General features: G+C 40.3%; 27 protein-coding genes. 8 read left to right on the forward strand and 19 right to left on the reverse strand.

Annotated elements, in window-relative coordinates:
* Positions 1-98: 98 nt before the first annotated feature.
* Both ettA and I6F41_RS09365 read left to right on the forward strand, forming a co-directional pair.
* A complete protein-coding gene (gene ettA / locus I6F41_RS09360) occupies positions 99-1,772 on the forward strand; it encodes an energy-dependent translational throttle protein EttA (RefSeq protein ID WP_011328882.1) in 1,674 nt (557 codons plus the stop codon).
* Positions 1,773-1,858: 86 nt separating this feature from the next.
* A complete protein-coding gene (locus I6F41_RS09365; RefSeq protein ID WP_011328883.1) occupies positions 1,859-2,767 on the forward strand; it encodes a histone deacetylase family protein in 909 nt (302 codons plus the stop codon).
* Between the two features lie 185 nt (positions 2,768-2,952).
* On the opposite strand, the gene cyoE is transcribed toward I6F41_RS09365, so the two are convergent.
* From cyoE to I6F41_RS09450, 17 genes are all read right to left on the reverse strand, one after another.
* Positions 2,953-3,837 (reverse strand): heme o synthase, encoded by an 885-nt coding sequence (gene cyoE, locus I6F41_RS09370; protein ID WP_011328884.1) that lies wholly within the window; start codon positions 3,835-3,837, stop codon positions 2,953-2,955.
* A 9-nt stretch (positions 3,838-3,846) separates the two neighbouring features.
* Positions 3,847-4,206, reverse strand: coding sequence for a cytochrome o ubiquinol oxidase subunit IV (gene cyoD / locus I6F41_RS09375; RefSeq protein WP_011328885.1), 360 nt, complete (start codon positions 4,204-4,206; stop codon positions 3,847-3,849).
* On the reverse strand, positions 4,206-4,853 hold the full coding sequence (gene cyoC, locus I6F41_RS09380; protein WP_011328886.1) for a cytochrome o ubiquinol oxidase subunit III: 648 nt from the start codon (positions 4,851-4,853) through the stop codon (positions 4,206-4,208). The genes cyoD and cyoC overlap by 1 nt, the downstream gene beginning before the upstream one ends.
* On the reverse strand, positions 4,850-6,853 hold the full coding sequence (cyoB, locus tag I6F41_RS09385) for a cytochrome o ubiquinol oxidase subunit I (RefSeq protein ID WP_182684504.1): 2,004 nt from the start codon (positions 6,851-6,853) through the stop codon (positions 4,850-4,852). The genes cyoC and cyoB overlap by 4 nt, the downstream gene beginning before the upstream one ends.
* A 2-nt stretch (positions 6,854-6,855) precedes the next feature.
* Positions 6,856-7,770 carry a ubiquinol oxidase subunit II gene (gene cyoA, locus I6F41_RS09390; protein ID WP_086993897.1) on the reverse strand — a complete coding sequence of 305 codons (915 nt, stop codon included), beginning with the start codon at positions 7,768-7,770 and terminating at the stop codon, positions 6,856-6,858.
* Positions 7,771-8,085: 315 nt separating this feature from the next.
* Entirely contained in the window at positions 8,086-8,505 is a 420-nt protein-coding gene (locus tag I6F41_RS09395) for a hypothetical protein (RefSeq protein ID WP_041454755.1), read from the reverse strand.
* Positions 8,506-8,957: 452 nt separating this feature from the next.
* A complete protein-coding gene (nqrM, locus tag I6F41_RS09400) occupies positions 8,958-9,170 on the reverse strand; it encodes a (Na+)-NQR maturation NqrM (RefSeq protein ID WP_011328891.1) in 213 nt (70 codons plus the stop codon).
* 94 nt (positions 9,171-9,264) lie between these two features.
* Positions 9,265-10,296, reverse strand: a complete 1,032-nt coding sequence (locus tag I6F41_RS09405; RefSeq protein WP_182684503.1) for an FAD:protein FMN transferase — start codon at positions 10,294-10,296, stop codon at positions 9,265-9,267.
* 159 nt (positions 10,297-10,455) lie between these two features.
* Positions 10,456-11,688, reverse strand: coding sequence for an NADH:ubiquinone reductase (Na(+)-transporting) subunit F (nqrF, locus tag I6F41_RS09410; RefSeq protein ID WP_011328893.1), 1,233 nt, complete (start codon positions 11,686-11,688; stop codon positions 10,456-10,458).
* 18 nt (positions 11,689-11,706) lie between these two features.
* Complete coding sequence (gene nqrE / locus I6F41_RS09415; protein WP_011328894.1) at positions 11,707-12,315, reverse strand: NADH:ubiquinone reductase (Na(+)-transporting) subunit E; 609 nt, start codon at positions 12,313-12,315, stop codon at positions 11,707-11,709.
* 10 nt (positions 12,316-12,325) lie between these two features.
* Positions 12,326-12,958: an NADH:ubiquinone reductase (Na(+)-transporting) subunit D gene (locus tag I6F41_RS09420; protein WP_011328895.1), complete on the reverse strand. Its 633-nt coding sequence runs from the start codon at positions 12,956-12,958 to the stop codon at positions 12,326-12,328.
* On the reverse strand, positions 12,958-13,731 hold the full coding sequence (locus I6F41_RS09425; RefSeq protein ID WP_011328896.1) for a Na(+)-translocating NADH-quinone reductase subunit C: 774 nt from the start codon (positions 13,729-13,731) through the stop codon (positions 12,958-12,960). The genes I6F41_RS09420 and I6F41_RS09425 overlap by 1 nt, the downstream gene beginning before the upstream one ends.
* Positions 13,724-14,926 carry an NADH:ubiquinone reductase (Na(+)-transporting) subunit B gene (locus tag I6F41_RS09430; RefSeq protein WP_197108258.1) on the reverse strand — a complete coding sequence of 401 codons (1,203 nt, stop codon included), beginning with the start codon at positions 14,924-14,926 and terminating at the stop codon, positions 13,724-13,726. Before I6F41_RS09430 ends, I6F41_RS09425 begins: the two co-directional genes overlap by 8 nt.
* 4 nt (positions 14,927-14,930) lie before the next feature.
* Positions 14,931-16,274 carry a Na(+)-translocating NADH-quinone reductase subunit A gene (locus I6F41_RS09435; RefSeq protein ID WP_011328898.1) on the reverse strand — a complete coding sequence of 448 codons (1,344 nt, stop codon included), beginning with the start codon at positions 16,272-16,274 and terminating at the stop codon, positions 14,931-14,933.
* Positions 16,275-16,619: 345 nt separating this feature from the next.
* Entirely contained in the window at positions 16,620-17,813 is a 1,194-nt protein-coding gene (fabV, locus tag I6F41_RS09440; RefSeq protein WP_086993907.1) for an enoyl-ACP reductase FabV, read from the reverse strand.
* A gap of 116 nt (positions 17,814-17,929) precedes the next feature.
* A complete protein-coding gene (locus I6F41_RS09445) occupies positions 17,930-18,235 on the reverse strand; it encodes a BolA family protein (protein ID WP_011328900.1) in 306 nt (101 codons plus the stop codon).
* Positions 18,236-18,297: 62 nt separating this feature from the next.
* Positions 18,298-18,888, reverse strand: a complete 591-nt coding sequence (locus tag I6F41_RS09450; protein WP_182684502.1) for an alpha-ketoglutarate-dependent dioxygenase AlkB family protein — start codon at positions 18,886-18,888, stop codon at positions 18,298-18,300.
* Between the two features lie 43 nt (positions 18,889-18,931).
* Here I6F41_RS09450 and I6F41_RS09455 point away from each other — a divergent pair, with 43 nt between their 5' ends.
* Genes I6F41_RS09455 through I6F41_RS09470 form a run of 4 tightly spaced genes read left to right on the forward strand, consistent with a single transcriptional unit; the run spans position 18,932 to position 22,694 of the window.
* Entirely contained in the window at positions 18,932-20,080 is a 1,149-nt protein-coding gene (locus I6F41_RS09455) for a methyltransferase (protein WP_011328902.1), read from the forward strand.
* Positions 20,081-20,641 carry a YajG family lipoprotein gene (locus tag I6F41_RS09460; protein WP_011328903.1) on the forward strand — a complete coding sequence of 187 codons (561 nt, stop codon included), beginning with the start codon at positions 20,081-20,083 and terminating at the stop codon, positions 20,639-20,641.
* Between the two features lie 2 nt (positions 20,642-20,643).
* Positions 20,644-21,264 carry a peptidylprolyl isomerase gene (locus I6F41_RS09465; RefSeq protein WP_086993910.1) on the forward strand — a complete coding sequence of 207 codons (621 nt, stop codon included), beginning with the start codon at positions 20,644-20,646 and terminating at the stop codon, positions 21,262-21,264.
* 50 nt (positions 21,265-21,314) lie between these two features.
* Positions 21,315-22,694 carry an AmpG family muropeptide MFS transporter gene (locus I6F41_RS09470; protein WP_011328905.1) on the forward strand — a complete coding sequence of 460 codons (1,380 nt, stop codon included), beginning with the start codon at positions 21,315-21,317 and terminating at the stop codon, positions 22,692-22,694.
* 75 nt (positions 22,695-22,769) lie between these two features.
* Here I6F41_RS09470 and I6F41_RS09475 read toward each other — a convergent pair whose 3' ends face one another.
* Positions 22,770-23,009 (reverse strand): helix-turn-helix domain-containing protein, encoded by a 240-nt coding sequence (locus tag I6F41_RS09475; RefSeq protein WP_011328906.1) that lies wholly within the window; start codon positions 23,007-23,009, stop codon positions 22,770-22,772.
* A gap of 408 nt (positions 23,010-23,417) precedes the next feature.
* On the opposite strand from I6F41_RS09475, the gene I6F41_RS18025 reads away from it, so the two are divergent.
* On the forward strand, positions 23,418-23,606 hold the full coding sequence (locus I6F41_RS18025) for a hypothetical protein (protein WP_011328907.1): 189 nt from the start codon (positions 23,418-23,420) through the stop codon (positions 23,604-23,606).
* 315 nt (positions 23,607-23,921) lie between these two features.
* Here the strand turns inward: I6F41_RS18025 and erpA are convergent, their stop codons facing one another.
* Positions 23,922-24,260, reverse strand: coding sequence for an iron-sulfur cluster insertion protein ErpA (gene erpA / locus I6F41_RS09480; protein ID WP_011328908.1), 339 nt, complete (start codon positions 24,258-24,260; stop codon positions 23,922-23,924).
* 253 nt (positions 24,261-24,513) lie between these two features.
* On the opposite strand from erpA, the gene I6F41_RS09485 reads away from it, so the two are divergent.
* A complete protein-coding gene (locus I6F41_RS09485; RefSeq protein WP_182684581.1) occupies positions 24,514-26,196 on the forward strand; it encodes a chloride channel protein in 1,683 nt (560 codons plus the stop codon).
* The last annotated feature ends 12 nt before the right edge of the window (positions 26,197-26,208 follow it).

Raw genomic sequence — 26,208 nt, forward strand, 5'->3', positions numbered from 1 at the left:
TGTTTGTCGGTTTAAAATTGGCCATTCGTTGACTGCCTCACCCGTCAACCACTACAATAGAGCATTGTAATTTTTATTATTATTTGAAGGTTTTTTCCATGGTTTTACCTGATAAATTTATATTCTCGATGAGTCGAGTTTCTAAGGTTGTGCCACCTAAGCGCACTATCTTAAAAGACATCTCGTTACACTTTTTCCCGGGCGCTAAAATTGGTGTGCTTGGTTTAAACGGCTCTGGTAAATCAACATTGCTACGTATTATGGCCGGTGTTGACCAAGACTTTGAAGGTGATGCCTTTCCACAACCAGGCACTAAAATTGGTTACTTACCGCAAGAACCTGTTTTAGACGAAAGCAAAACCGTACGCGAAATCGTTGAGCAAGCTGTTGGCGAAGTTAAATACGCGCTTAAACGCCTTGACGAAGTGTATAACGAATACGCCATGGAAGACGCTGACTTTGACGCACTTGCAAAAGAGCAAGGCGAGCTTGAAGCGGTTATTCAAGCGCACGATGGTCACAACATAGACAACGTTTTAGAGCGCGCTGCCGATGCACTACGTTTACCTGAGTGGGATGCTAAAATTGAGCACCTTTCGGGTGGTGAACGCCGCCGTGTTGCTATATGCCGACTGTTACTTGAAAAACCAGACATGCTTATTCTCGATGAGCCAACTAACCACTTAGACGCTGAGTCGGTTGCCTGGTTAGAGCGCTTCTTACACGATTACGAAGGCACAGTTGTGGCGGTAACGCATGACCGTTACTTCCTAGATAATGTAGCAGGTTGGATTTTAGAGCTTGACCGTGGTGAAGGTATTCCATGGGAAGGTAACTACTCTTCGTGGTTAGAGCAAAAAGATGCGCGCCTACAACAAGAGCAAAAATCTGAAAAAGCACGTCAAAAGTCAATTGCGCAAGAGCTTGAATGGGTTCGTTCAAACCCTAAAGGCCGCCAAGCTAAGTCAAAAGCACGTATGGCGCAGTTTACCGAAATGCAGCAGTCTGATTATCAAAAACGTAACGAAACCAACGAAATGTTTATTCCGCCTGGCCCACGTTTAGGGGATCAAGTGCTTGAAATAACTAACTTACGTAAAAGCTTTGGCGACCGTGTATTAATCGACGATTTAAGCTTTAGCATGCCAAAAGGTGCCATTGTGGGCATTATTGGTGCTAACGGCGCGGGTAAATCAACACTGTTTAAAATGATCAGCGGCGAGCAACAGCAAGACAGCGGCAACATCACCATAGGTGAAAGCGTACACATTGCAACGGTTGATCAGTTCCGTGACGGTATGGACGAAAGCAAAACTGTTTTCCAAGAAATATCAGACGGGCAAGACGTACTTAAAATTGGTAATTTTGAGTTCCCAAGCCGTGCTTACGTTAGCCGTTTTAACTTTAAAGGTAACGATCAGCAAAAATTTGTTAAAGACCTATCGGGTGGTGAACGTAACCGTTTACACCTTGCTAAGTTATTAAAAGCTGGCGGTAACGTGTTACTACTCGATGAGCCAACTAACGACTTGGACGTTGAAACACTACGTGCACTAGAAAACGCTATTTTAGAGTTTCCTGGTTGTGTAATGTGTATATCGCATGACCGTTGGTTCCTTGACCGTATTGCTACACATATTTTAGATTACCGCGACGAAGGCCAAATTAACTTCTTTGATGGTAACTACACTGAGTACGAAGAGTGGCTTAAAAAGACGTTAGGTGCTGAGGCAACTCAACCTAAGCGTATTAAGTACAAAAAGATTGGTTAATAGCTAATTTTAAGCTCTAGGCAATAATTAAGCCCTGCATTTATGTAGGGCTTTTGTTTTATAACTATAACTACAAATAGAATTTTATGACCCTAAATCCTCACTTGCCGTTAGTTTATCATCCTAATTACTCGTTTAGCTTTGATCCTAAACATCGCTTTGTAATGAGTAAATTTGCACATTTATACCAGCACGTTAAGCAGTTAGGATTAGTTGGCGATAACTTAGTACAGCCGTTATTAGGTACGCCAGAGGCACTAGAATTAGTACACTGCGAAAACTATATTCACGACCTATATCATAATCAATTAGACGAAAAAGCCATGCGCCGTATTGGTCTACCTTGGTCAAAAGAGCTAATGGCGCGTACCTTTACAGCCCCACAAGGTACACTACAAACCGCTCGCTTAGCCCTTAAACACGGTATGGCATGCCATTTAGCAGGCGGTACACACCACGCGCATACTGATTTTGGCTCAGGCTATTGCATGGTTAACGACTTGGCTTTTACTACGCAAACATTAATTGAGTCGGGTGAGGTTACTAATGTACTTATTTTTGATTTAGACGTACATCAAGGCGATGGCACCGCGGCCATGCTGCAACATCAGCCTTATGCGTATACCTGCTCGATTCATTGCGAAAAAAACTTTCCGTTTCGTAAATCCCCTAGCGATTTAGATATTGGTTTAACTAACAATATGCAAGACGCTGAGTATTTAGGCATAGTTGACGACACCCTACAATTTTTGCTCAAAGAGCTAAACCCCGATTTAGTGCTGTACGATGCGGGAGTTGATGTGTGGCAACAAGACGGTTTAGGCAAACTCGATATTAGCTGGCAAGGTATAGAGCAGCGCGACCATCTCGTACTTAAACGCTGCCTTGAGCACAACACTCCGGTAGCTACGGTTATTGGCGGCGGTTACGACAGAGATCACCAGCGTTTAGCTCAGCGTCATGGCATTGTAGTTGAGCAAGCAGCACGTTTTTAATAGTTTTAGAGTTTTGGTATAAATACATATTGCAGCGGGCGTTAAAACGAAAAAAGGCTCCTCGAATATCTCAGAGCCTTTGTTAACTTTGGAATTAACTCGGTACTATTAACTCGGTACTATTAACTCGGTACTATTAACTAGGTGTATTAACTAGGTATGGTTAAATTAACCGCGACTTAAACTTAATTCAGGGCTAGTAACTGCGGCGCTATGCTTTGATAATCTACCGCCATAGCAATACTAAGTGCAGTAATATTAATAATTGAAAACGCGAACACTTGACGCGCCCAGCCGCTTATATCTATATTACGACGATAGCCCCGCAGCGCCATTAACAGCCACCAAAAACTAGTAATACAGGCAACCGCCATAAAAGCAGCTCCGGTATAACCACTAATAGGTAGCAGCATCACAACCAAGGCATATATGGCAATATAAAGCACAATATGGCGTTTTGCTTTATCAATACCTTGCGCTACAGGTAATACAGGAATACCCGCTGCTTGGTAATCTTTAAAGCGAAAAATAGCAATGGCGTATGAGTGCGGCATTTGCCACAGGCTAAACATTACCAGTAAAATTAATGCCCCCATATCAAACTCCCCTGATACTGCGCAGTAACCAACAACTGGTGGCACAGCCCCCGATAAACTGCCAATAAAAGTGCCATAAACTGAGTTACGCTTCATGTAAAGGCTATAAACCCCTACATAAATAAAGTAACCAAAGGCGGCAAAAAATACTGCTGCAGGAGTGGTATAAGCTATTAATAAACCAAAGCCTATAATCCCCAATACCACCCCATGACATAAAGCAGCCATTGCAGACATTTCGCCCGTTACTGTTACCCGGGTGCGAGTACGCGCCATGGCAATATCTATATCTCGGTCAATCACATTATTAATAGCACAACCTGATGCAACCACTAGCGATAAGCCAATTAAGGTAGCAACCATTAGCCATGGGTTTATATCACCGCGGGAGGCTAGTAAAAACCCGCCCGCTACGCTGATTAAGTTACCCATAATAATACCTGGCTTAGTTACTGATAAATAACGACGAAACATCTTTAGCTCCTAATACATCATCATTGCGTTAGATTCGTAAATAATCCAAACAGATAGCCCAACCACCATAACAATAATTAGGGCACTGAATAAAAACGAGAAGGTACTTGCACGGCCATCTTCGGTAATAAAATTAAGGTGTAAAAAGTATTTTAAATGCACCCAAATTTGTACTACGGCTAGAGTAATAATGCTGTAAAGCGTGGTTGCTTTTGAAAAGTCGCCACTCATTACCATATAAAATGGTATAGCGGTTAAAATTACCGACAATACAAAACCAATTAAATAACTTTTAACACTGCCGTGAGATTCATCGTGGTGATGCTCATTTTGCATTTGCTTTAAAGCATGTGTTTCGCTGTGGCTCATTACATTGCTCCCATTAAATAAACTAGGGTGAATACACAAATCCACACAATATCTAAAAAGTGCCAAAACAAGCTTAAGCAGCTCAAACGCGTTACGGTTGCTTTACCTAAGCCACGTTTAGCAACTTCAATCATCATTACACTCATCCAAATTAAACCTGCGGTTACGTGTAAACCATGCAAGCCAACTAATGCAAAAAACGAGGTTAAAAAAGCACTTTTTTGTGGACCATTGCCATGCACAATTAGGTGATTAAATTCGTAAACCTCCATACTAATAAACACCACGCCTAAACAAAAAGTAACCGCTAACCATATTAACGTCAGCGCCTTTTTTTGCCCTTGCGCGGCTATCATTGCAAAACCAAAGGTAATACTACTAATAAGCAGTGCGGCAGTTTCTACTGCTACAAAGTCGAGTTCAAAAATATCTTTACCCGATACGCCGCCAGCGGTGTTCATAAACAACACCGCGTAGGTAGCAAAAAACGAGGCAAACAATAGGCAATCGGTCATTAAGTAAAGCCAAAAACCAAAAGTAGTATTACTAGAGGTATCATGATGCGCGTGAGCATCATGATCCTGTTTGGTATTTACAATTGCAGAGTTTAAAGTTACTGACTCTTGACTAACAGACAAGGTACTCATGCGTTTAGCTCCTTATCAGTGGCTAAAATAGTGACACTTAAGTTATGTGCTTGTTCAATACGTGCTACTTCGTCGGGCTGCACATAGTAGTCAACATCGCTTGCATAACAACGTTTGATAAATATAGCTATGCCTCCTACTAAACCTGCCGCAGCTAACCACCAAATATGCCAGATCATGGCAAAACAAAATGCGGTTAAACTAGCAGCCATAAGTACCCCTGCCGAAGTGTTTTTAGGCATATGAATTGGGCTATAGCTTATTTTACCTTGATAAGCTTCGCCTTTTTCTTTCATGTCGGTCCAGGCATCAATATCGTCAACATGCGGTATTTGGGCAAAGTTATAAGCCTGTGGTGGTGACGATGTTGACCATTCAAGCGTGTGACCGTTCCATGGATCGCCGGTAGCATCGTCAAGTGCTTCACGGTCTCTAAAGCTCACATACAATTGAATTACTTGGCAAATAATACCAAACATAATAATGACTGCGCCTACTGCAGCTATGTATAACCAAATATTCCAATCTGGGTTATTGGTGTGATTTAAACGACGGGTCATACCTAAAAAGCCTAATACGTACAGCGGCATAAACGCGACAAAAAAGCCAATAATCCAACACCAAAATGCGCCTTTACCCCAGCCTTCATTTAGCTTAAAGCCCATTGCTTTAGGGAACCAAAATGCAAAGCCAGCAAGGTAGCCAAATACCGCGCCACCAATAATAGTATTATGAAAATGTGCGATTAAAAACAAACTGTTATGCAGTACGTAGTCGGCACCAGGTATTGCTAATAGCACCCCGGTCATGCCACCTACGGTAAAGGTAACCATAAAGCCAAGCGTCCACAATACGGGTACGGTTATACGTAAACGGCCACGGTAAATAGTAAATAACCAGTTAAACAACTTAACCCCGGTTGGTACGGCAATAACCATAGTCATTACCCCAAAAAACGCATTAACGTTGGCGCTCGAACCCATGGTAAAAAAGTGATGTAACCACACAATAAAGCCTAAAATAGAGATAGCACCACTGGCGTAAATCATCGACTTATAACCAAATAGACGTTTGCTGGTAAAGGTAGAAATTATTTCAGAGAACACACCAAATGCTGGCAGCACTAAAATATAAACCTCTGGATGACCCCACGCCCAAAATAGGTTGATGTACATCATGGCGTTTCCGCCCAGATCATTGGTAAAGAAGTGAAAATCGAGATAACGGTCAAGCGTTAGCATGGCCAATACGGCTGTTAAAATAGGGAATGATGCGGCAATTAAAATATTAGCCCATGTACAGGTCCAAGTAAAAACCGGCATTTTCATTAAGCTCATACCTGGTGCACGCATTTTAAACACGGTAACTAAAAAGTTCACTGCGGTTAATAATGTGCCAAGCCCTGATATTTGCAACGCCCATATATAATAGTCGACCCCCACCCCGGCACTAAAAGTTAGCTCCGAGAGCGGTGGATAAGCCACCCAACCTGTTTTTGCAAACTCACCAAAAATAAGTGACAAATTAATTAAAATAGCGCCACTGGCAGTAAGCCAAAAGCTTAAGTTATTTAAAAATGGAAAAGCGACATCACGTGCGCCAATTTGCAATGGCACTATAATATTCATTAAACCTATCATAAATGGCATGGCCATAAAGATGATCATAATAACGCCGTGTGCGGTAAATATTTGGTCGTAATGTTCTGGTGGCAAATATCCAGGAGCGCCACTGGTAGCAAGTGCTAACTGAGCACGCATCATAATGGCATCAGAAAACCCACGAAATAACATAATTAACGCTAATAAAATGTACATTACGCCTAAGCGTTTATGATCAACCGAGGTGATCCAGTCGCGCCACAGCACGCCCCATTTTTTATATTTTGTAATAAGCCCGGCAATAATAAGCCCAGCTAATGCAATAACGGCCATGGTTACCATAATAATGGGTTCATGAAACGGAATTGCATCCATTGAAAGTTTACCTAAAAACAACATGGTTATTCCTCGCCTTGGCTGTGAGATGAGTGCGTTGAATGCTCACCCATTGCAGGGTGCTTTTTATTCATATCGCCGTGTGCGCCCATATATTTCATCACTATGGTATGAAATAAGCCTGCTTCAACGTCGCCGTAATAGGCCACCTGGTTGTTTTCGCTCGCTTTAGCCAGCTCAACATAATTTGCATGAGTAAGGTTATTACCTTGTGCTTTTATATCGCTTACCCATTTGTCAAAACCGGCTTGGGTAGGAGTAGCAATGGCATTAAACTTCATACCGGTAAAACCTGCACCACTGTAATTGGCCGAAAAACCTTTAAAAGTACCCGGTTCATTGGCGATTAAATGCAGTTTGGTTTCCATGCCAGCCATTGAGTATATTTGACTCCCCAATTGCGGAATAAAAAATGAATTCATGGTGCTCTCTGAAGTAATTTTATATTCAACCGGTACATTTGCCGGAAACACCAACTCGTTAACCGTAGCAATGCCTTGCTCAGGGTAAATAAATAACCACTTCCAGTTTAGCGATACCACTTCTACAGTGAGGTGCTTGCCTTTGCCTTCAATTGGCTTGTAAGGGTCTAACGCTTGCGTAGACTGCCAAGTAATAACACCTAAAATAACAACAATAACAATAGGAACAGCCCACACAACAGCTTCAATCTTATTAGAATGAGCCCATTTGGGAGCGTAAATTTCATGAGTTTGTGTGTCTCTATATTTCCAAGCGAAATATAAAGTCATCACAATAACGGGGATCACTACCAGTAACATAAGCACAGTAGCTATGATGATTAAGTTTTTCTCATCAATGCCTATCTGCCCTTTTGGATCGAGTATCCCGCCTTTACAGCCTGACAACGCCAGTACTGTACTAGCTAAAGCAATATTACAGAGGTTACGAATTATCAAGGGACTATCCTACAAACCTAAAAGTTCTAAGGTGCTGCTTTAAAATAGCGCTAAGCAACGGTTTATCGGTAAACCCAAGTTAACTAATATCAAATTATAAAAAATAAGGGGGCTATTCAAAATCTAAAGCTCATGCCAATAAAGACCTAGCAACAAACCCAGCTTTCTAAACGCATTTATATAACGTAATAAAAGTTAACTTGGGTGAGTGGTGGTTGGCTGAAATGTGTTTAAAAAACACTGAGCTACTTTGTTTACAACAGGCTAATTATTTACAGCAAGACAAAATAATTAAACCAATAACAAGGGGTAACCTTACAGACAACCTGTAAAGCTAGGTGGAGCACGACAACCATGTGCGGCTTGCACTGGTTGGCTAACTTTAGCCTCGCTAAAAGCAAAGGCTGCTTTACGGAGGATTATTCCAGCACGACGTGCTGAAAATGTATGAAACAATAACCAACAAAGGCCAATAAGTAACTGGCTAGAAATAATCGGATAAGCTAAAAATTCAGCAATTGTTAGTAATAACGGCTCTACAAAAGTGTTATCGCTTAACAAAGCTTCAAGGCTAAATGCATCCTCTGCAGCTCCGCTTAGCAGCATTAGGGTATTAAATACGACTAATGTTATAGCCACGCACACGCCTTTTCCAGCCTTATTCAAGCGCCCACACAATGCACTCTCGCCAAAGGCAAGCTGAACATTAGTATGATTACAAGATAGTGCGTTCAAAGACATTAACCTACTTAAATGACTAATAACAAAAATAACTCAATACGCAAATAATGAAAAATAGCAAATCACACCTGCTGTAAGCCTAAAATCAGCTGCTAAATACAATTAGATCCGACTAGCACAAACTTGCTAAGTGGAAATTGATTTGCATCAATCAAACTTTCAAAACTTATTGAAAGTTCGAACGTGAGTATAACAAAGCGAGTGGGCTGCACAAGAAAAAATAATAAATATTTAGCATTTTTACTTCATTAATTTTTATACCTAATCAAATTTTGCTTATTTATATTGATAAAACAACGTCCAGTTCAATAACAATTTAATTAGCCTTAAGTTAGTTTTCGTTTTATATGCGTTATTACTCTGCTATTAATAACGCATATAAAAAAGCCCCCAATAATTAAATATTGGGGGCTTTTTTTACACGTATGTTTTAAATAAAAAATACGTTACATAATTTGATTTTCTTTCCAAACTTGCTCTTTTGCCATGCGCTGTTTACGTTTATCACATGGATCATCGCAATCGCAGGCTTTATCAATACCTACGGCACCTAGGCCACCACAACTACCAGCCATAGATTTTTTTTGTACAATCATGCCCACAGCCATCGCTGCCACAATCAAAATAAGTAAAGTAAAAGTAAGAAGAAAAAGTGACATTGCTTAGCCCCTATTGTTCAGCAATAAATTAGGCTCAAACATATTTGAGCAACTGTTATTATATACCTTAGTGATTAAAATATAAACCTAAGCGTTATAAATAAGGCTTAAATGCAGGGCTTGAATATGTTATTAAACCCTCATCTGACTTTCCTATTAAATACACTGGTAAATCATGTTTTTGTGCATAAGCTTGGGCTTTTTTCATACCCATTACGGTTAATGCCGTTGCAAGCCCGTCTGCTGTCATAGCACTTGGGTGCAATACGGTTACCGATACTAAATCGTGACGGCTAGGCATACCTGTTACTGGATCGATTAAATGGCTGTATGTTTCACCTTCCATTTCATAAAAAATACGGTAATCGCCCGATGTAGCAATACCATTGGTACCGGGCGCTAAAACTCGATGCACTTCACGCTCACCTGGCTGTGCATCAGGTTGTTCAATGGCTATTTTCCAGTCTTGATTATTGGGTTTAACACCGCTTATACGCAGCTCGCCACCAATTTCTACCATATAGTTACTAATATTATGGCTTTCTAAAAGTTGCGCTACTTTATCTATGCCATAACCTTTAGCGGTTGCCGAAAACGTCAGCTCTAAGCCATCAACGGTTTTAGCCAAACCTTGCTCAGTTAAGGTAAGTTTATCAACGCCAATATTTGCCAGCATTTTTGCTAGGGCTACATCGCTTGGGCGCTTAGTTGGTTTTTTATTAGGGCCAAAACCCCATAAATCAATGAGCGGCCCCATAGTAACATCGAGAGTTTTAGTTGATTCGCCTAATCGAATTGACTCAGTAACAACCGCTCTAAAGTCTGCACTTATTGGCATTACTTCATTGGCTGGTAAACGGTTAAAAGTGTTTATTTCAGAGTCAGGTATGTACGTTGACATAGACTGATTTATATCTTGTAAAACAGCATCAACTTCCTCTTTAAGCACTACTACGTCGCGCTGAGGCTGCTCATCGTAAAATTTAATATGGTAAGTAGTACCCATTGTTTTACCTTCTAGGTAAAAGCTCTCTGGCTGCGGTTTTTCATTACATCCACTAAGTAAAAAAATCAGCGATATTAAAAACAAGGCCATTATGCCTTGGGGAATACTTACACGATTCATCACAACCCTACTTCTATTAATTTAAGAATAAAACTTTATGAATAAAAAAGCCTCGTAGCATAATATGCTACGAGGCTGATATTTTAACCAAAACTAAGTTGTTTTGATATAGATCTTGTTGACCTTTAAGGGTTGAAATAGATTCAACCCATTTAGCTATTAGCCACCGAAATCATCTAGTAAGATATTCTCGTCTTCAACACCTAAATCTTTAAGCATAGTAATAACTGCCGCGTTCATCATTGGAGGACCACACATGTAGTACTCACAATCTTCAGGGGCTTCGTGATCTTTAAGATAGTTCTCAAATAACACGTTATGGATAAAGCCTGTGTAGCCTTCCCAGTTATCTTCTGCTTGCGGATCTGAAAGCGCGGTGTGCCAAACGAAGTTATCGTTTTCAGCAGCTAGGCCGTCAAAATCTTCAACATAGAACATTTCGCGTCTAGAACGTGCACCATACCAAAAGCTCATCTTACGCTTAGAGTTCAAACGTTTAAGTTGATCAAAGATATGAGAACGCATTGGCGCCATACCAGCACCACCACCAACGAAGATCATTTCTGCGTCAGTATTTTTAGCGAAGAACTCACCAAATGGACCAGAAATAGTTACTTTATCGCCTTTAGTTAGTGACCAAATGTACGAAGACATTTTACCACATGGCAGGCTTAGGTTTCTTGGCGGTGGAGCAGCAATACGCACGTTAAGCATAATGATGCCTTCTTCTTCTGGGTAGTTAGCCATTGAGTAAGCACGAATTGTTTCTTCGTCTACTTTTGACTCCAGGTCGAAGAAACCAAAATGGTTCCAATCACCACGATACTCTTCTGGAACATCGAAATCAGCATATTTAACATGATGAGCTGGCGCTTCAATTTGGATGTAACCACCCGCACGGAACGGCACTGACTCGCCATCTGGAATTTGTAGTACAAGTTCTTTAATGAACGTTGCTTTGTTATCGTTAGAGATAACTTCACAATCCCATTTTTTAACACCGAAAATTGACTCTTCAAGCTCAATTTCCATGTCATTTTTAACATTTACCTGACACGCTAAACGACAGCCTTCACGGGCTTCACCTTTAGAAATGTGATCAAGTTCAGTTGGCAGAATATCGCCGCCACCTTCTTTAATGTGTACACGACACTGACCACAAGAGCCACCGCCACCACATGCAGAAGATACGAAAATACCTGACTCAGATAGCGCGCCTAATAGCTTGCTACCTGCTGATGTTTTAATGGCTTTGTCTGGGTCGCCATTAATCCCAATGATGATATCGCCACTTGCAACTAACTGAGATTTAGCACCAATGATCACTAAAACTAGTAGTACAACGATAGCGATGAAAACACCAACTCCTAAGAAAATATCAGTATAACCCATGATTTATCCTCGCTACCTTTACAGTGAAATACCAGAGAATGACATAAAGCCAAGAGCCATTAAGCCAACAGTAATAAAGGTAATACCTAAACCACGTAAGCCATCTGGAACGTCTGAATATTTCATTTTCTCACGGATACCTGCAAGTAATGTAATTGCAAGTGCCCAACCAACACCAGCGCCAATACCATAAACCACAGACTCGCCGAAGTTATAGTTACGCTCAACCATGAAAGATACCGCACCAAAAATTGCACAGTTAACTGTGATTAGTGGTAAGAAGATACCTAACGCGTTGTAAAGTGCTGGGAAGAACTTATCTAATGCCATTTCCAAAATTTGCACAAGTGCTGCAATAACACCAATGAAAGTTAAGAAACGTAAAAAGCTAAGATCTGCATCTGGGTAACCAAGCCACGTAAGTGAACCCGGTGCTAACACTGCATGGTAAACTAAGTTATTAACTGGTACCGAAATACCTAATACAACAATAACCGCTACACCTAGGCCAATTGATGTGGTTACTTTTTTAGATACTGCTAAAAAAGTACACATGCCTAAGAAGAATGATAACGCTAAGTTTTCAATAAAAACGGCTTTTACAAATAAACTAATATAATGTTCCACTGTGTGCCCCTTACGCTTTAGCTTCTACTTGGTCTTTCTTATAAGTACGTAGTACCCATATGAATAAACCAATGATGAAGAATGCACTCGGTGGTAATATCAATAGACCCATAGGTTGATACCAACCACCATTTTGTACTAATGGGATAATATCAACACCGAATAGTGAACCCTTACCAAATAGTTCACGAATGAAACCAACGGTAAGTAGTACTACTGAATAACCTAAACCGTTACCAATACCGTCAAGAAACGACATAAGTGGCGGTGACTTCATTGCGTATGCTTCAGCACGACCCATTACAATACAGTTAGTAATAATTAGACCGATAAATACCGAAAGCTCTTTTGCCGTAGCGTAAGAAAATGCTTGTAGTACTTGGTCAACAACAATTACCAAAGATGCAATAATCGTCATTTGTACAATAATACGTACTGACGATGGGATCTGGTTACGAATAGTCGAGATAAAGAAGCTAGAAAACGCGGTTACCAAGGTCAAAGCAATTGACATGATTAATGCGTTTTTTAAGCTAGATGTTACCGCTAGCGCAGAACAAATACCAAGTACTTGTAGTGCGATTGGGTTGTTAGCTAAAACCGGGCCAAATAGGACCGCTTTCATTTCTTTAGTATCAGCCATTATTTCAATGCTCCTTTACGTACTTCCGCAAGGAATGGACCAAAGCCATTGTCACCAGTCCAAAAGTCAACTGTATTATCAACACCGTTAGACGTTAAAGTTGCACCCGATAGACCATCAATTTGATGCTCATTGCTAGCGCCACTTTTTACAACATCGATAGGTAATTCTTTACCTTCCCATTTTGCAGTCCACTGTGGATTTTGGATTTCGCCACCTAAACCAGGTGTTTCACCATGCTTATAAAAGATAATGTTTTTGATTGTTTCGCCATCATTTTCAAGCGAAAGGAAACCATACATTAAGCCCCATAAACCGTAACCTTGAATAGGAACAATAATAGTGTCAACTGACCCATTATCTGCTCTAGAGATGTATACAGGTGCCTCTGTCGTTACGCGCTGAATGCCCGCAATATCAGTAATGCCTTTTTCAGCAAGCGCAAAGCTTAGCTTAGGGTCAAATTTGCTTTTTTCAAAGTCAAATGCATTAACCTTAGCCTGAACTTCTTCACTTGAGTCGCTTGCAAAAGACTCACCCGTTTTCATATTAACTAAGCGTACTTCGATTTTGTTGTTGAATGTTTCAGAAACATTTTCAACTTTTCCGATTCCCGCTGCAACTAAGATATTACTTTGAATATCTTTCGCTTTATTAGCTTGCTGTAAAGGACGAAGCTGTACAGCAGCAAACGATACGATAATTGCACACACTAAACATAGCGCAACAACTACTGCTAACGTTTTACCGATTGATTCGTTATTACTAGACATTACGTGCCAACCTCCGTTTGATATTAGCTTGCACTACAAAGTGATCGAACAGTGGAGCAAATAAGTTAGCAAATAAGATTGCTAGCATCATACCTTCTGGGAAAGCAGGGTTCACAACACGGATCATAACAACCATAAAACCAATAAGCGCGCCATAAGCTAACTTACCTTTATCGGTAAATGCAGCAGACACAGGGTCGGTAGCCATAAAGAACATACCAAACGCAAAACCACCTAGTACAAAGTGCCAATGCCAAGGCATAGCAAATACGGGGTTAGTCTCAGAGCCAACTGTATTTAGCAGTAATGCAGTGATTACCATACCGAAAAATACACCTAGCACTATGCGCCAAGAAGCGATACGCACGTAAATAAGGAACAAGCCACCCACTAATAATGCAAGTGTCGATGTTTCGCCTACAGAACCTTGAATGAAACCGTAAAACGCATTCCACCATAACTCCATGTTTGAAAAATCAAGTGTGCCAACAAACGCTTGACCAAGCATAGTCGCACCAGAGAACGAATCTACTGCTGTCCATACTGTGTCACCTGAAATTTGTGCAGGGTATGCGAAGAATAAAAACGCACGACCAGCTAACGCAGGGTTTAAGAAGTTACGACCTGTACCACCAAAGATTTCTTTAGCAATTACAACACCAAATGTAATACCAAGCGCAACTTGCCATAAAGGAATAGTTGCTGGCAAAATAAGTGCAAATAACACTGATGTTACGAAGAAACCTTCGTTAATTTCGTGTTTACGCACTGAAGCAAATATAACTTCCCAAAAACCACCTACAGCAAAAGTAACTGCATAAATTGGTAGGAAGAAACACGCTCCATAGAACATTTTAGCGCCCCAGCCTGCATCAGCGGTTAATTGACCGCCTAACAGTTGAAACAAATCAACTTGCCATATATTAGCTAGTTCAAAACCTTGTGCTAAAGCACCAGCGGCCTGATGACCAATATTGAACATACCAAAAAACATAGCAGGGAACGTTGCCATCCACACTAAAATCATCATGCGTTTTAGGTCGATGTTGTCACGAACGTGTGTCGCGCCTTTATTTACGTAGCCTGGTGTATAAAAAATAGTTGCTACTGCTTCATACAGAGCATAAAACTTTTCATATTTACCACCGGCTTCAAAATTCGGCTCGATATCTTCAAGATATTTTTTTAAACCCATCTCTCTAGCCTTCCTTCTCGATCGTAGTTAAGCAATCGCGTAGGGCTGCGCCATACTCGTATTTGCCCGGACAAACGAAGGTACATAACGCTAAATCTTCTTCATCTAGTTCAAGCGCGCCTAATGACATTGCACTGTCTACATCGCGTGACAATAGGTCGCGTAATAATAGAGTTGGCAAAATATCTAACGGCATTACACGCTCATAGCTACCAATTGGTACCATGGCACGTTTTGAACCACCTGTTGACGTTGTCATTTTAAATAAACGACTCGGTGCAAGGTGAGAAATAAAGGTACGCGTTACGGAAAATTTATCACTACCTGGTGCAATCCAACCAAACAATTCTTTTTCGCGACCTTCAAGTAAAACAGATACTTGAACGTGGTAACGACCTAAGAATGCATGAACACCGTTTGAAATAGAACCTGACAATACTGAACCAGAAATAACACGGTTATCACCGTCTTCTAATTCGCCAGCAACTAAATCATCCAATGAAGCACCTAATTGTGTTTTCACTAAACGAGGGTTTTTAACGCGAGGACCTGCAAGAGAAATTACACGATCAGTGTAAATTTCACCGGTAAGGAATAAGTGACCAAAGGCGATAACGTCTTGGTAACCAATATGCCAAACCTGCTTGCTAATAGATACTGCATCAAGATGATGGATATGTGTGCCAACAAGGCCAGCCGGATGCACACCACCAAACTCATGTACTTCTACTTGAGCTATAGATGAGCTAGGAACTTGGCTACCTGCTTGTTTACAAACAAATACTTTACCGTCGGTTAAACGCGACACAACAGCTAAACCTGCTTCGAATGCTTGCACATTTTCAGCAATAATTACCGCAGGATCTGCAGCAAGTGGATTAGTGTCGATTGCGGTCACAAAAATAGAGCTAGGATTTGCATCCACTGCCGCTACTTTACTGAATGGGCGAGCACGAAGTGCTGTCCACTGACCAGACTGTATAAGTACTTCTTTGGCTTTTTCACGATCTAAGCTCGAAAGCTCGGCATCAGAAAAAGTACCAAAGGTGATTTGCTCACTGCCGTTAACTTCAATAACAACAGATTGCAGTACACGTTTAGCACCACGATTAATTTCTTTTACTGTGCCAGAAGCTGGAGCAGTAAATAATACACCTGGGTTCTTTTTATCTTCAAAAAGTACCTGGCCTTTTTTCACTTGGTCATCCACACGAACATGCATGGTTGGACGCATACCGATAAATTCTTCACCTAGCACAGCTACACGTTTGACGGTAGAACCATCATGAATAACTTGCTGAGGAGCGCCCTCTATGGGTAAGTCCAGACCTTTTTTTATATTGATCATACGCACTTGCACTACATTAACGGAAAGAAACTGAAAAATCGTATCAACCACGTCGCCATATTAACTATAACAAGTTGTGTAAAACTAACTTGCTATAAATACTAAACAAGCAACGCAGTAAAACTCCTCACATATTGCTATGATTTTAACATCATTGTGCAACACTATGCGAGTGTATTTATAAAAATTATACCAGAGAAAGACTTATTTACGCTTGATGTAGCTATTTAATAAAATTCAAGCTAGACCAAAGTTGTACGTTTACTAAGAAACATTATTTTTATAAAAAAATCAGTAATAAAAAAGTCGCACTAGGCGACTTTTCAAACTGTTTTGTACAATTGATTAGTCAATCATATTCGCAATAGGCTGAACAGGGTCAACCTCTTGCTCATAATCAACGCCTTGTATACCAAAACCAAACAAGCGTAAAAACTCATTATGATAACCAACATAATCGGTTAGTTCATCAATGCTACTAGTATCTACTTTATCCCAAATAGCTTGAATACGTGCTTGTACGTCATCTTCTAGCTCTTTATAGTTTTGGAATAAATGACCGCCTTCGTCAAAACGTGGCGTGTCGCCGTATAAGTTTTCGCTAAATAACGCCTGTATTTGCTCAATAGTACCTTCGTAGGTGCCATCGGCTTTCATTACTTTAAATAAAGCAGAAATATACAAAGGCATAATAGGAATAGCCGAGCTAGCTTGTGTTACTACCGCATTAAGTGACGATACATACGCTTCGCCATTTAAATCACTAGTCGAAGCTTTAATAGCAGCCGTTGCACGATCCAAATCTTCTTTTGCTTTACCAATCGTTGCATGCCCGTATATTGGCCATGTTAGCTCTTTACCTATGTAGGTATAAGCAGTGGTTTTGAAGTTATCGGCTAGCACATCGGCTTGTTTTAGTGCATCAATCCACATTTCCCAATCTTCACCGCCCATTACTTTAATAGTATTGTCGATATCATCTTGGTTTGCCGCTTCAACGGTTATTTCATCAATTTCACGCTTTGAGGTATTCAGGTTTTTAGTTGTAACTGCATTACCAATTGGCTTAAGCGTAGATGAGAACACTTCACCGGTATTAGGATCGGTACGACGCGGAGACGCTAAGCTGTAAATAATTAAATCTACTTTGCCTAAATCGGCTTTAATAGTATCAATTGCTTTTTGCTTAATTTCGTTTGAGAACGCATCGCCATTAATATTTTTTGACCAAAGGCCTGCTTCGTCTGCAGCATTTTGAAATGCAGCTGTATTGTACCAACCTGCAGAACCCGTTTTGCGCTCAGTGCCTTCTTTTTCAAAGAAAATACCTAATGTTTTAGCACCGCCACCAAACGCCGCAGTAATACGCGATGCAAGGCCATAGCCTGTAGAGGCACCAATAACTAATACATTTTTAGGGGCATTTTTTAATGCACCTTGTTGCTTTACATAATTAATTTGTTCTTGAACATGTTCGCTACAGCCCACTGGGTGGGCATTGGTGCAGATAAATCCACGAATTTTAGGCTTAATGACCATTGATCATCCTATATCTTTACAATAAAAATTAGCGCTAGTTTAAAGGCTAATACTAAAAACACTGATCTGATCAGTTAATCTTGAGTGTAAACATCAATCAAATCGCTATTAATTGTTTAAGCTGACTTAGAGCCACCCATACAATTGGGTGAATCAGGCGCTTCACCATTATGTTCAGCAAACTCATCTGGCGTATAAGTATGAATAGCCAGTGCATGAATATGATTGGCTAATTCATCTTTTAAAATTTCATTAATTTCGCGATGGCGCTGTAATAAGCGCTTACCAGCAAACTCTTCGCTAACCACTATCACTTTAAAATGCGAGTCGCTGCCAGCACTGTGCATATGGCTTTCGTTAATTACATTTAAATGCTTACAGGCAATTGCATCGCTGATTTTTTGTTGAATTTGTTGCTGCATGACATAAACCATTATTGTTACTTATTTATAAGCCCACTATAGCAACTTGCTAAGCCTAATGGCTAACGCTTTATCAAGCGAAAGGTTAAACTTATTCGCGGATGAGCCAAGGTAGTTTGCTTAGCAATAGCGTGTTGATAGTCGCGCTGACTATTGCCACTCATAATTAAACAGCTGCCGCTACGGAGCTTTAAATCAGTAACTTTATTGCTAGCTTTGTGTTTTAGTTTTAATACTCGCTCAGCCCCAAGCGATATACAAACAATAGTAGGTTGATGGCCAAGCTCTGCTTCATCGTCGCTATGCCACCCCATAGTATCGTTACCATCGCGGTAATAATTTACTAATAGTGAATTTAATGGCTGGTTTAAATGCCGCTCTAAACGTTTGCGCATTGCCAGTAAAACATCAGGCCAAGGCTCTACTATTAACTTACTGTGAGAATAACCATACTCAATATTGTTTTCACTGATAAAACACTGCAGCCGAGGAATTGGCCCCGTTTTATTGTAAACCGTAACATTAGGCTGCTGCCAACACAGGTTTTGCTGTAAATAGTAGAACAAATCGAGGCTTTTTTGTGCACTAAGCGCCCTACTTTGATAAGAAAAGCCATTTGGTAACAGTTGGGGGTTGGCGTTTGGCCGTTGCATGTTAGAATTTACCTATCATTTGATTACTGATCACTAAACTATTATGACCATGCAAGCACAGCTCGGCGATAAAACCTTTACTCTTGAACGCTTTCCTTTGGATCAAAAAAACCGCAGCTTACAAGCTTGGGATTCAGCCGACGAATATTTAATCGACTATGTTAGCGAACATCATCCTGATTGTCGCTCTTTGCTGATTTTAAATGATAGTTTTGGCGCGCTTTCTTGTTATTTTAGCCACAAGCAATTAACTGTTTGTTCAGTAAACGACTCTTATATTAGCCACCAAGCAGCAGCTTATAACTTAGCAGAGAATAAAATACCTGCTATTACCTTTAGCCAGCTCGATAGTTTATCGGCTTTACCTGAACAAGTTGATTTGGTACTTATTAAAGTACCACGCACATTAGGCTTTTTACAGTATCAACTGTCTGAGCTTAGCGAAGTGCTTGCACCCGGAACGCCTGTTATTGCCGCGGCAAAAACAAAAGATGTGCATAATTCAACAATTAAAGCGTTTGAGCAGTTTATTGGCGAAACAAAAACAAGTTTAGCGGTTAAAAAGTCACGCTTAATTATAAGCCACGCACAAGGTGGGTATAAAGCCGCTGATTTTCCGGTAAATTGGCCACTTGAAGGCACTGACTTTACTATTAGTAACCATGCAAATGTGTTTTCGCGTGATTCATTAGATATTGGCGCACGGTTCTTTTTTAACTACTTACCAGAAACCAATAAAGCTAAAAGCATTATTGATTTAGGCTGTGGTAATGGCGTGGTGGGTTTAATGGCATTATCGCGTTGCCCAAATGCAAATATTACTTTTGTTGATGAGTCGTATATGGCCGTTGAATCGGCACGCTTGAATGTAGAGCTCAATATGGAAGCTAAATATGAGCAATGTTCATTTGTTGAAAATGACTGTTTATCGGGATTTGAGCGCGACAGTGTTGATATGGTGCTATGTAACCCGCCATTTCATCAAGCTCAAGCGGTTACCGACCACATTGCATGGCAAATGTTTAAAGAAGCAAAAGATACTTTAAAAGAAGGTGGCGAATTGCGTATTATTGGTAACCGTCATTTAGATTACCACGACAAACTAAACCGTATGTTTGGTAACTGCAAGCTACTAGGTTCTAACAAAAAGTTTGTTGTACTTAGTGCCACAAAAAATACCGGAATGTTATAAATGCAAATTATAAAATACCTTTTACCTTGGTTGGTGTTTTTGGCACTGCCTGCATGTAGTAATCAGCCAAATCAGATAATACTTAATCCTGTTTATAAAAATGGGCAAATAAGTTCAATCAACAGCAGCTTAAGTACCAGTGTAATTGATTTAAGAGGCGATACTGCCACCTTAAAACTTATAGAGTCTGACAAAACCAAAACTTTTGCCAGCCATGGTATTACAGCCTCAGTAAAAAGTGCGCTCGACAGCGCCCTAAGTCGTAACGGTGCCAGCATTTCTAACTTAGCCACGGTGCGCTTTGAAGTAGATATTCATGCTTTGCAAGCAGTTGTTACCGAAAAACTAATGAGCCACACCAGCGCGGCTTCTATAGAGTTTGGCGTGCGTGTTATTCGCGCTACCAGTAACTTTAGCAAAGTATACCGAGGCAATGCTAATTTAGCAGGGCCACTGGGGCACGACAGAGCAAAAATAGAAGGTCAGCTTAATAAGTTGACTGAGCAAATTATTACCCGCATTGTATCTGACCCTGAATTAATAGAATTTTTAGAAGGTTAACAATGAAACGACTTTTTTTAATCTGCTTAAGCCTATTCTTTAGTACCACTACGCTTGCTGCTAAAGAAGGCCGTTTTGTACAAAAAGATAATATTTTTCCGCGTGTTGAAATAGTCACTTCACTGGGTAGCATAGTGATTGAGCTTGACCGCTCTAAAGCCCCCATTACTGCAAATAACTTTTTAACCTACGTAATGGATAAAAGCTATCAAGGCAGTGTGTTTCATCGTATTGAGCGTGATGTAGAAAACGACCGCGACTTTGTTATTCAAGGTGGCGGCTACGATAAAGACTACGATGGACTACACGAAAACGATCCTATTTTTAACGAAAGCGGTAATGGCTTAAAAAACGATATGTATAGCATAGCTATGGCGTATCAAGACCGCCAACCTCATTCAGGAACGCGCCAATTCTTTTTTAATATGGACGATAACGACCATTTAAACCCTGGCAGAGAATGGGGGTTTGCGGTATTTGGCAATGTAATGGACGGCTACGACACGCTAGATAAAATTATGGCGGTAAAAACCGGATTTAACGAAAAAATTGGCTACGACTTTGTACCCAAAGAGCCTGTAGTTATTTTAAATATTAAATTACTTGAACAAGTTCCCCTGTAACAATTAAAAGAGCAGCCTAGCTGCTCTGTGTTAAAGCCAATGAAGGCCCTATGAGCAAAACACTCTCTATTCGCGAATATTTTTCTTATTTTAAAGACAAACGCCTTATCAATATTTTTATATTTGGTATGAGTAGTGGTTTTCCATGGGTGCTGATTGGCTCTGTAATGTCGGCATGGCTAAAAGACGAAGGCTTAAGCCGCAGTATGATTGGCTTATTTGGCATTGTGTTTGGCGCTTACAGCATTAACTTTTTATGGTCGCCGTTAATTGATCGTACCAAACTACCCTTTTTATACAAATGGTTAGGCCAACGCCGAAGCTGGATACTGTTTTGCCAAAGCTTTATTTTACTTGGCACACTGCTATTAGCAGGGCTTGATTTAAAAGCCAATTTAGCGCTCGTCGCCGCACTTTGTTTATTAATAGCCATAGCCTCTGCCACTCAAGATATTGCTATTGACGCTTTTAGAATAGACGCCCTGGGCGAAAATGAATCTCACAAAGCGACCGCCGCCGCTGCCATGGCAACCTCGGGTTGGTGGTCGGGTTATGCGCTACTTGGGGCCATTCCGTTTTATATGGCCGATATACCTTCGATAGATTGGCCGCAAGTATACTACTTTTTATCCGCCATAATGCTGCTACTAATGAGCTGTGTATTTTGGGCAAAAGAACCCGAATCAAACCGCGAAGCAGTGCACGCTGAGCTTGAGCGGGTATACCTTGAAAAACTTGCCGCCAGCAAGCAAACACCATTAACTAAAACACTCGCTTGGCTTGCAGTTACTGTGGTTGATCCGTTTAAAACCTTTTTTGCTAAAAATGGCGTTAAAACCGCGTTGGCACTGCTTGCATTTATTTTCTTATTTAAAATTGGCGAAGCGTTTTTAGCTCGCATGTCGATTGTATTTTATAAAGAGGTTGGCTTTAGTAATACCCAAATAGCCAATTACTCTAAGCTAGGCACCGGATTAATTACCATCGTATTTGCCTTTTTAGGCAGTATTTTTAATCATAAATACGGCATTGTTAAAGGCTTATTTATTAGTGGTGTGGCAATGGCGGCATCTAATTTAATGTTTTCTTGGATTGCACTTGCCGGCCCACAAGAGCATTTATACGCCATGGCTATTGTGGTTGATGGTTTTACTCAGGCATGGTCGCTAGTAGCTATGGTGGCATTTATATCCATGCTATGCGATAGAGCATTTAGTGCAACACATTATGCGTTACTTGCGTCGCTGGGTAATTTAGGGCGTACTTTACTGTCGAGTTACAGTGGGGTAGTAATAGATGATTGGCTAGCGGGTAACTGGTCGCTATTTTTTATTCTTACGGCATTAATGGTGTTGCCATCGTTGATATTTTTATACTTAATTCGTCATAAACTGTATCAGCTAGAGCGTAATTATCACCAAAATACTTAAACTCAATACTTAAAATAAATTATTTACTTGGCATATTTAAAGGTGCATTAAAATATGCCAAGTAACTTGCGGCTATTAATCAACTTTAAGTAAGTTTAATGCCTCATGCGGATCAACTTCGAGTGCATTACAGTAGCGCACAAATTCAATTACATCTAAGCGGCGCTCTTGGTTTTCAATTTTGCCAATAAACGAATGTGGTGTACCCAATAACTGCGCTAAACTGCGCATTGTATGCCCTTTGTCATGACGTTTACTTTTAAGCCATTTGGTCAGTTTTGCATTTTCTTCTGATGAAACTGTTTTACCCATCATGTACATCTCCTACTTAATGCGGTGTAAATACTAATTGATGCAATTTATTAATAGCGCTCAGTGAGTACACTGCACAACAGCCTAATTGGGCATTGATTGCAACTCAGCTTTACTAATTACTAATTACTAATTACTAATTACTCATTGTGAGCTAAAAAACGCTATAAATAATACTTACTTATTGTGGTGGTGAATGAAATTTTGCCCGTCTCATTCTTATATATTGTATACTATTAACTCATTGGTAAAATGGCTAATTACATTCGGCACAGGTTAAATAATGAATATATATTTACCAAGCCTGAATAGATAGCTTAAACCATTAATAAATATTTGTAACAATTTTGTTCCATTTTAGTGTTACATGTTTATGCTTAATCAATAACGAGCACCCTAAAAGGCTAAATAATGTTCAGGCTACTTTTTTTACTTCCTATTATACTGTGCTTAGGCTGGTGTTTTTTTCTTCGCCACCATGGTGTGCCTATTAAAAAAGGCAAAAGAGGCTTTGTATATATACTCGCGTTTTCTACTTTTGTACTTGGCTTTTTTATATTAATGATGCAAATAACCGAATTCACTCCTAGCGAATTTTAGGCATTAAAAAAGCCGCAAAAGCGGCTTTAATATTTTATTGTTTACCCAGGGTTTGTTGACCTTTGCGGGTTAATATTTGTTCCAACTAGGGGCAATTTAATCGCGGCGCTAGGTTTGTAACCTAGTGGGCTAAGTAAAAACCGAGCAACAAAGAGTTAATTGCCCCTAGGCAGAACCCTTCGGGCAGCGCCTGTTTGGCATTGATGCTACGTTATCGCCTATTTATGGGGAATAACCACACCACATAGGCTCTGCCTTGCCTAAACACCAAACAGACTGCTGCAAATTTAACCTTGAAAGTTCAACAGACCCTTGTTAAATAGTAAAGCTTGAACCACAACCACAGGTTGTAGTTGCATGAGGATTAGTTACAAAAAAGCGTGCGCCTTCTAATCCTTCAGTGTAATCAACTTCACCGTCTACTAAATATTGTAAACTCATCGGATCAACCACCAGCATCACGCCATTTTTGACGATTTCTAAATCACCTGGATTGGCCTTTTCATCAAAGGTAAAACCGTACTGAAAACCAGAACAACCACCACCCGTTACATATACGCGTAATTTAAGTTCTGGATTTTCTTCTTCATCGATTAACTGTTTAACACGATCGGCTGCCGCGTCAGTGAACTTAATTGGTAATTCTTCAGACATTTTAAAACCCTCAATATCGTAATGCCGTGATTATCTAATACCCGAGTGTTTTAATCAAGTATAGTAAGATAAAGGTTGCAGGCACTCGCTGCTGTTAGTAGCAAACTAAACCTAAATATTGAGTCCAGCATCGCTTATTTGCGTATTTTAACGTTAACTTTTCTATAAATGTAATTATTTTACAAAATCACAACGACTTAGCGAGTGGCTTTTGCTAAAATGACCGCTGAAAAATGCTGCGGGGAAATAAAGCATGTGGCTTGAGCAACTCAGGCGTCGATTAGCCAAACCTAAAACATCCGTACAATTATGCTTATTAGGCGTAAGTGCCGGATTAATAGCTGCATTTTTTATTATTTTATTTCGCTTAACGATTCTTTTTTTTCAAAGTATATTTTTAGAAACTCCCGACGACTTTACCACCCTCCCCACTTTAGAACGCGTATTAATGCCCCTTATTGCGGCACTCTTAATTGCGCTTTTTGCGGCTTTTACTGGCTTTAAACATTATCGCTTGGGTATTCCGTTTGTAATTCACCGTATTAAACGCCATTACGGGCAAATGCCAATATATAACACCCTAAACCAATTTGTTGGTGGTGCATTGGCTCTCATCAGCGGCTTTTCGGTGGGACGCGAAGGGCCTTCGGTGCATTTAGGTGCAACTGGGGCAAGTATCTTAGCAACTAAATTGCACTTACCTCATAACGCCATGCGTACCCTTAGTGGCTGTGGCATTGCAGCTGGTATTGCCGCCTCGTTTAACACGCCGTTAGCAGCGGTTATTTTTGTAATGGAAGTAGTACTTCGAGAATATAAAGTACATATATTTGTGCCAATTATGCTTGCAGCTGTTACTGGCGCTTTAGCAACCCAATTTGTATTTGGCGAAGGCTCAGAGTTAGCACTTATAAGCATTGCACCGCTAAGTGGCTGGCATTACCCGTACTTAATATTGTGTGGCATGGCGCTGGGCGCAATAGCCTATAGTTTTAATCAAAACTTAATGTTAATTATTAAAACGTTTAAACCACTTAGCATGTTTCCTCGCTTACTTATTGCTGGCTGTATTGCCAGCTTAATTGCGTATACCGTCCCCCAAGCTATGGGGTCGGGTATGAGTGCAATTACTATTGCGGTTGAATCCCCTGAAGACATGCAATTATTAACTACTATTTTAATTGCTAAGTTACTCGCCACATTATTTGCGATAGGTTTGGGTATTCCCGGTGGTTTAATTGGACCGGTTATAGGGCTGGGGGTTTTAATTGGTACTTTAATGGCCTTTTTTGCCCAGTTTATTAGCCCAGGTACAGATATAGCAGGCACTTATGGTGTACTTGGCATGGCAGGATTATTAGCAGCAACGCTGCATGCACCGCTTGCGGCTTTAACCACAGTGATGGAGCTCACTTCGTCTCCAGAAATAATAGTGCCTGCAATGATAGTTATTACCACCGCTTATGTTACCGCGCTGCAAGTGTTTGGTAATCGCTCGATATTTTTACAACAGCTGGATTTTCAAGAGTTACCTTACCAGGTATCTCCCGCTACTGAGGCACTACAAAAAGTAGGGGTAATGGATGAAATGGATGAAGACTTTAAGTTGCTTTACTCCGACGATAAACAGCAAATAAAAAACACCCTTGATGCGATGGACAGCCAAACCCCATTAATTGTATTTGATGAAGAAAATGGTTACCGATTGGCTGAATATGACTTGAGTTTAATGTCGGATCAAGTAACTAACCTTAGCTATATTAGTTTGGCCGGTATTAGCAGCCAAGCCACTTTAGCTGATGCCTTTGAGCTATTAAATGATAAGCGCAGTGGCGCATTGTATGTATATAACTTATTAGATAATCAACAAATTATGGGATTACTACGTTGGGATCAAATCCATCATATTTTAACCATTCGTAACAGCTTACTTTAATTTAAATGAGGG

It is taken from the genome of Pseudoalteromonas sp. SCQQ13, from assembly GCF_015864415.1.
Taxonomy (GTDB): Bacteria; Pseudomonadota; Gammaproteobacteria; order Enterobacterales; family Alteromonadaceae; genus Pseudoalteromonas; species Pseudoalteromonas nigrifaciens.

Coding starts and splice junctions, on each gene's coding strand:
- ettA (WP_011328882.1), top strand. CDS start 99: ATGGTTTTACCTGATAAATTTATATTCTCGATGAGTCGAGTTTCTAAG.
- I6F41_RS09365 (WP_011328883.1), top strand. CDS start 1,859: ATGACCCTAAATCCTCACTTGCCGTTAGTTTATCATCCTAATTACTCG.
- cyoE (WP_011328884.1), bottom strand. CDS start 3,837: ATGTTTCGTCGTTATTTATCAGTAACTAAGCCAGGTATTATTATGGGT.
- cyoD (WP_011328885.1), bottom strand. CDS start 4,206: ATGAGCCACAGCGAAACACATGCTTTAAAGCAAATGCAAAATGAGCAT.
- cyoC (WP_011328886.1), bottom strand. CDS start 4,853: ATGAGTACCTTGTCTGTTAGTCAAGAGTCAGTAACTTTAAACTCTGCA.
- cyoB (WP_182684504.1), bottom strand. CDS start 6,853: ATGTTGTTTTTAGGTAAACTTTCAATGGATGCAATTCCGTTTCATGAA.
- nqrM (WP_011328891.1), bottom strand. CDS start 9,170: ATGTCACTTTTTCTTCTTACTTTTACTTTACTTATTTTGATTGTGGCA.
- I6F41_RS09405 (WP_182684503.1), bottom strand. CDS start 10,296: ATGAATCGTGTAAGTATTCCCCAAGGCATAATGGCCTTGTTTTTAATA.
- nqrF (WP_011328893.1), bottom strand. CDS start 11,688: ATGGGTTATACTGATATTTTCTTAGGAGTTGGTGTTTTCATCGCTATC.
- I6F41_RS09420 (WP_011328895.1), bottom strand. CDS start 12,958: ATGGCTGATACTAAAGAAATGAAAGCGGTCCTATTTGGCCCGGTTTTA.
- I6F41_RS09425 (WP_011328896.1), bottom strand. CDS start 13,731: ATGTCTAGTAATAACGAATCAATCGGTAAAACGTTAGCAGTAGTTGTT.
- I6F41_RS09430 (WP_197108258.1), bottom strand. CDS start 14,926: ATGGGTTTAAAAAAATATCTTGAAGATATCGAGCCGAATTTTGAAGCC.
- I6F41_RS09435 (WP_011328898.1), bottom strand. CDS start 16,274: ATGATCAATATAAAAAAAGGTCTGGACTTACCCATAGAGGGCGCTCCT.
- fabV (WP_086993907.1), bottom strand. CDS start 17,813: ATGGTCATTAAGCCTAAAATTCGTGGATTTATCTGCACCAATGCCCAC.
- I6F41_RS09445 (WP_011328900.1), bottom strand. CDS start 18,235: ATGCAGCAACAAATTCAACAAAAAATCAGCGATGCAATTGCCTGTAAG.
- I6F41_RS09450 (WP_182684502.1), bottom strand. CDS start 18,888: ATGCAACGGCCAAACGCCAACCCCCAACTGTTACCAAATGGCTTTTCT.
- I6F41_RS09455 (WP_011328902.1), top strand. CDS start 18,932: ATGACCATGCAAGCACAGCTCGGCGATAAAACCTTTACTCTTGAACGC.
- I6F41_RS09460 (WP_011328903.1), top strand. CDS start 20,081: ATGCAAATTATAAAATACCTTTTACCTTGGTTGGTGTTTTTGGCACTG.
- I6F41_RS09465 (WP_086993910.1), top strand. CDS start 20,644: ATGAAACGACTTTTTTTAATCTGCTTAAGCCTATTCTTTAGTACCACT.
- I6F41_RS09470 (WP_011328905.1), top strand. CDS start 21,315: ATGAGCAAAACACTCTCTATTCGCGAATATTTTTCTTATTTTAAAGAC.
- I6F41_RS09475 (WP_011328906.1), bottom strand. CDS start 23,009: ATGATGGGTAAAACAGTTTCATCAGAAGAAAATGCAAAACTGACCAAA.
- I6F41_RS18025 (WP_011328907.1), top strand. CDS start 23,418: ATGTTCAGGCTACTTTTTTTACTTCCTATTATACTGTGCTTAGGCTGG.
- erpA (WP_011328908.1), bottom strand. CDS start 24,260: ATGTCTGAAGAATTACCAATTAAGTTCACTGACGCGGCAGCCGATCGT.
- I6F41_RS09485 (WP_182684581.1), top strand. CDS start 24,514: ATGTGGCTTGAGCAACTCAGGCGTCGATTAGCCAAACCTAAAACATCC.